Here is a 6,116-nt window from a genome sequence, read left to right on the forward strand (position 1 = left end):
ACTGTAGTCACTTGTGATGATTTATCTTGCTGACTTGACTGCTTCATCATTGCGTCACAACAGTCAATCAGATTTTCTGGTTGTTGCCCTAGTCATTTTTTTAATTTGTTACGCTTTAATCCTTACGCTTCCGGAATAGACGCCATGCACCGAGAATGAAGGTTCCCATCAGTGCGCCCAACCAAGCTAGTTTGGACTGGCCTTCGTTGGTCTGCGGGAGGTCACCATTGCTGGTGTCTTCAGTGGCCACGTCCTGGCTCGTACGTAGCAGCGGATCTTCAAATCCGTCGTAACTGCCCCCAGCAAAAGTGTCGTTATCGATATCAGTGGTGTGGCTCGCTGCAATCCCATCCGCAGCGCCAGCATCCGTGAAGTCGGTCGTCGGGTTGCCAGAACCATTTTCATTGGTTGTTCCGGTCGAGTTATCCGTGAGATTCGTGTCCGCATCGCCTGAATCACTGGTCGTTTGGTCTGTCTGAGCATCGCTGTCAGCATCACTAGCTGCATCAGTGTCGCTATCGGACCCGGCTTCACTATCACTGCCAGGATCATTCTCGTTGCCATTGACATCCCCTGCACCAGCGTTATTGTCAGAACCTTCTGAGTCGGAGTTACCAGTGTTGCCATCTGAACCTTCAGAGCCTGAGTCACTCATGTTACCGTCCGATCCTTCTGAGTCGGAGTCGCCCGCGTTGCCGTCGGAACCTTCGGAATCGGAATCGCTCGTGTTGCCGTCCGATCCTTCTGAGTCGGAGTCACCCGTGTTACCGTCTGAACCTTCCAAATCCGAGTCACTGGTATTGCCTTCTGAACCCTCGGAGTCTGAATCGCCGGTGTTACCATCCGAGCCCTCGGAGTCTGAATCGCCGGTGTTACCGTCGGAGCCCTCGGAGTCTGAATCGCTCGTGTTACCGTCCGATCCTTCTGAACCGGAATCATTTAGGTCACCATCGTTGCCGTCGGAACCTTCCGAGTCTGAGTCGCTGGTATTGCCGTCGGAACCTTCGGAATCGGAATCACTGGTGTTGCCGTTTGAGCCCTCCGAATCGGAGTCACCAGTATTGCCATCTGAATCCTCGGAGTCTGAGTCACTAGTATTACCGTCGGAGCCTTCCGAATCTGAGTCACCAGTATTGCCGTCGGAACCTTCAGAATCGGAGTCGCTAGTGTTGCCTTCTGAACCCTCGGAGTCTGAGTCACCGGTGTTACCGTCCGAACCCTCGGAGTCTGAATCACTCGTGTTACCGTCTGAGCCCTCTGAGTCTGAATCACTCGTGTTGCCGTCCGATCCTTCTGAACCGGAATCATTTAGGTCACCATCGTTACCGTCTGAACCTTCGGAGTCTGAGTCGCCAGTATTACCATCTGAGCCTTCCGAGTCAGAATCGCCGGTGTTACTATCGGAGCCTTCAGAATCGGAGTCACTGGTATTGCCGTCGGAACCCTCGGAATCTGAGTCGCCGGTATTGCCATCTGAACCCTCGGAATCTGAGTCACCAGTATTGCCGTCGGAACCTTCAGAATCGGAGTCGCTAGTATTGCCATCTGAACCTTCGGAATCGGAGTCACCGGTGTTACCGTCGGAACCCTCGGAATCAGAATCGCTAGTATTTCCGTCTGAATCTTCGGAGTCACCAGTATTTCCTTCTGAACCTTCAGAATCGGAGTCACTGGTGTTGCCGTCGGAGCCTTCAGAATCGGAGTTGCCGGTATTGCCATCTGAACCCTCTGAATCTGAGTCGCCGGTATTGCCATCTGAACCCTCTGAATCTGAGTCACCAGTATTGCCATCGGAACCTTCAGAATCGGAGTCACTAGTATTGCCATCGGAACCTTCGGAATCGGAGTCACCGGTGTTACCGTCCGAACCCTCGGAGTCAGAATCGCTAGTATTTCCGTCTGAATCTTCTGAGTCGGAGTCACCAGTATTTCCTTCTGAACCCTCGGAGTCAGAGTCATCGGTGTTGCCGTCGGAACCTTCAGAGTCGGAATCGCCAGTGTTACCGTCTAAGTTCTCCGAATCGGAGTCACCAGTATTGCCGTCTGAATCCCCGGAATCTGAATCGCCGGTGTTACCTTCTGAGCCTTCGGAATCCGAGTCACCGGTATTACTATCGGAGCCTTCGGAGTCAGAGTCGCTAGTATTGCCTTCTGAACCTTCAGTGTCTGAGTCACCGGTATTACTATCGGAGCCTTCGGAATCGGAATCTCCTGTATTGCCTTCTGAGCCTTCAGAATTAGAGTCGCCAGTACTCTCTTCTGAACCCTCTGAATCTGAGTCGCCGGTATTGCCATCTGAACCCTCTGAATCTGAGTCACCAGTATTGCCATCGGAACCTTCAGAATCGGAGTCACTAGTATTGCCATCGGAACCTTCGGAATCGGAGTCACCGGTGTTACCGTCCGAACCCTCGGAGTCAGAATCGCTAGTATTTCCGTCTGAATCTTCTGAGTCGGAGTCACCAGTATTTCCTTCTGAACCCTCGGAGTCAGAGTCATCGGTGTTGCCGTCGGAACCTTCAGAGTCGGAATCGCCAGTGTTACCGTCTAAGTTCTCCGAATCGGAGTCACCAGTATTGCCGTCTGAATCCCCGGAATCTGAATCGCCGGTGTTACCTTCTGAGCCTTCGGAATCCGAGTCACCGGTATTACTATCGGAGCCTTCGGAGTCAGAGTCGCTAGTATTGCCTTCTGAACCTTCAGTGTCTGAGTCACCGGTATTACTATCGGAGCCTTCGGAATCGGAATCTCCTGTATTGCCTTCTGAGCCTTCAGAATTAGAGTCGCCAGTACTCTCTTCTGAACCCTCTGAATCTGAGTCGCCAGTATTTCCGTCCGAGTCATTCTCGTCCGTGTCGTCGGTATTCTCATCAGTTCCATTTGCATCACCGTCTGATTCATCAGTGGTCGTATCGCCACCCTCATTATCTTCCGAATCAGTATCACCATCAGAGTCCGTGTTGCCAGTTTCAGTATCCGACGTGTCTGTATTCGAATCGCCCGCGTTTTCTTCTGAGCCTTCCGAATCAGAATCGCTGGCATTACCAGTGGTCGTATCAGAATCATTAGTATCCGTCTCAGTCGTATCCGAGTCGTTGGTATTGCCACTGTTACCTTCTGAGCTTTCATTATCAGAAGAGTCTGACGATCCATCCGAACTGGTGTCACCTGTGCCATCCGTATCTAAGTCACCGGCGTTCCCATCGGTATCTCCTGTATCTGGCGCTCCCAAGCCAGTATCAGTATCCGTTGCGTCAGCGCCGTCCGTGACACCCGTCTGATCAGTATCCCCACCCTCATTACCGGTAGGGGTTTCCACATTTCCATCGCCGTAACTTCCAGACGTATCAGTATCCGTCGTTGGAGTCTCGTAACCATTAGCGCCATCGTTGGTTGTGGCACCATCCGAAACGCTTTCCGTATTCGTAGTAGATTCACTTACTGCAGTTGTCACGTCTTGACTGTTATCATTTTCACTAATGGTTGTAGCTGAACTGGCCTCGTTTGAGCTGTTATTATTTTCACTAGTTTGTGTCATCGTATTGGCCGTGGTCGGGGTAGTGACGGTTGCTGTTTCACTTGTATTCTTCGTCACATTGTCTACCGCTTTAGCTGGCGCTTGTTCCGTCCGTAATGTGTTGGCCTTTGCCGTAACTGGTTGATCTGCAAACATCCCTGTCCCTACCAGTGCGGCGGCCGCGGTGAGCCAGAGGCTCGTTCTTACGTTTTGCGTCATCTTTTCTCCTCCAGATTTTCTTTGCCTTCTGTTCTCTCTGCCGATAATCAATATACTATCAAGTTAACCGTCAGAAAGAAACAAAAACCGTTTTTGGCAATCAAAAAAGGAACCCCTGCCAACTGACAGTGATTCCTTTCACGAAAAACGTTGATTTAACAGCGTTTATAAAATAAAAACATTTATATCGAAATGATTCCGGCTGACAAACGCTCCCGCGAATTGCTTAACGGATAGTAATTGCACGTGAATGCCGAGAGTGGTAAACCGTCATGAAGTTTCTGGTCGATGTCCAGTAAACCTTGTTGGGCCAGCCTTTCTTCATGTATGGGTCAGCAACAAGAAACTTACCGTGCTTGTACCCGACTAGTGTCAGAACGTGGTACGGCCGTTGCTGCTGCATCCGCCAAGCCCCAGCGAAGACGACGGCATTGCCCCGCTTCACTTCACGAATGAGTTGGACCTTAGAAGCGCCTGTGATATTTGTGGCCAACTGATCATATGTCTTGGCATATTTGGTGAGCGGAGCTGGATAGATGGTCCGCGTCTCACCTGGCCGACTCTCCGTGTAAGGATTGCCGACGAAGCCCTTGTTTGGCGTCTTAGCCTTGGGCATCCGATTAATGATGGTCTTGAGACTGGTCTTGGTCGCAATCCCTTTAACGGAGAGCGCCATCTTCAGACTAGCAGCTTCACAAGCGTTCGGCGCATACGTGGGGGACAGTTGACTCGTATATGTGTAAGGTAACACATAAGAAGTCGGAAGTTTGACAGCAGTCGCATTGATCCAACCATAGTTATATCCACGCCGGCTTAATTGAAAGTACGCCGTCTGGCCCTTCTTAGCGACTTGATTGACTTGCATGAGTTTCCCAGCCAAATTACCCGCCTTACGAACACTCTTAGCCCCTTTTACATAAGGCTTGTTCCACAAACGCCACCCTTTTGACTTAATCACACGTGAATTGTACTGACGCCCAGACTTCACCGAATACGTGGTGGTACTGGCACTAGCAGACTGGACTCCTACTAACAGCAGCCCCACAAACGCGACAATACTTAATAATTTAATTCCTTTTTTCATGCTATTTCCCCCTATTGAACGGCAACTGCGAAATGTTTGTAATTATAACTACGAGCCAACTTACTTGCCGATACCCAATATTTTCCTTGGTTCGGGTCCGCAACGTGATAGTAGCCCTTCTTATAACCATCCAGTAACATGACATGACTATTATTGATGCCAGTCCCCCAGAAGTAGTGCCCGTACTGTGCCTTCGCAAAGTGAAGTGTCACGTAGACCACGACTGGATTATGTAACCGTAATTGTGATCGTAACTTACTCAGACTAGCGCCACTCATGTTCTTAACGGGTTCGTACTGGTTGCCCCACTTCGCCAATGGCTTGGGGAATATCGACTGAAAGACGCCAGAAGTGACCTTGTAAGGACTCCCAGCAAATCCATTGTTCGGATTATTATTCTTACTCCGCGGAAGGCGCTTCATGAACGCTACCAGCCCAGTGGACTTCAGCGCGCCCTTGTAGTGTAAGCCTTCCAGTAAACTAGCCGATTCACAGCCCATCCAGGCTTTAACGGCATTCTGACTGATATAGGGTGCGTTCAGGTTAACTGCGCTGGGCGTCTTCAAATATTTATGCCACACCCAACCAGAATAAGATTTCTTGCCCTTACTGATAGAAGTGACGTAGTAATACCGATACTGCTTACCGTTAGCCTTCTGAATCAGCGCAGATTTACTAATGGCCCATGCCGTTTTGGGAAAACTTGCTAGCTTGTGGTTGGCGGTCATCGTCAACTGTCCATCCGTCGTCTTAAAGGCATAGGTTTTCCCTCTGGTATTTCCAGTAACTTTGCCAAAGGTCGTTACATTCTTTTGGGAGACAACGTGCTGGGTGGCCGCCTGAGCCGTTACTAATCCAAAGCTTCCAATGGCAACTCCCGTTAAGAGTGTTACCAAAACTTTCTTGATCATTTACTAAACTTCTTTCTATGTGGTCACTATCAGTTTCAATTACCGTAGCAATAGCCTACCACAACAATCGATTAACTGGTGACGATGTTATGAACGATTTGCTTAAAATTCGCATCCATCAGGATCTCACACCTGACACAAAACCAGTATACAGCGGGCTAGCGGCAGAAGACAAGGTCTCCTCCACTTTCCTTTGAAACCAAAAGGTCCCCGTAGCAGATTGTATGCTACGGGGACCTCACATTGTGGTAAGCCGCTTATTGGATTTGAACCAACGACCTCTTCCTTACCATGGAAACGCTCTACCTACTGAGCTAAAGCGGCATACTACCATTATCGTTGATATTGGAAATAATGGCAATAAAAAAAGAACCCTCACAGGGTT

At 49.7% G+C, this 6,116-nt stretch carries 3 protein-coding genes and 1 tRNA gene; all 4 read right to left on the reverse strand.

The window, feature by feature from the left end:
• Window positions 1-115 precede the first annotated feature (115 nt).
• Window positions 116-3,736: a beta strand repeat-containing protein gene (locus FD07_RS05280; protein ID WP_057161931.1), complete on the reverse strand. Its 3,621-nt coding sequence runs from the start codon at window positions 3,734-3,736 to the stop codon at window positions 116-118.
• A 226-nt stretch (window positions 3,737-3,962) separates the two neighbouring features.
• The gene (locus tag FD07_RS05285) at window positions 3,963-4,820 is read right to left on the reverse strand and encodes a C39 family peptidase (RefSeq protein ID WP_020089207.1); all 858 of its coding nucleotides are present in this window, start codon (window positions 4,818-4,820) and stop codon (window positions 3,963-3,965) included.
• 11 nt (window positions 4,821-4,831) lie between these two features.
• Window positions 4,832-5,731: a C39 family peptidase gene (locus FD07_RS05290; protein ID WP_020089208.1), complete on the reverse strand. Its 900-nt coding sequence runs from the start codon at window positions 5,729-5,731 to the stop codon at window positions 4,832-4,834.
• 251 nt (window positions 5,732-5,982) lie between these two features.
• Window positions 5,983-6,055: transfer RNA gene (locus FD07_RS05295), tRNA-Thr, on the reverse strand.
• Window positions 6,056-6,116: the final 61 nt, after the last annotated feature.

This window comes from Levilactobacillus parabrevis ATCC 53295 (genome assembly GCF_001434055.1).
In the GTDB taxonomy this organism is placed as follows: domain Bacteria; phylum Bacillota; class Bacilli; order Lactobacillales; family Lactobacillaceae; genus Levilactobacillus; species Levilactobacillus parabrevis.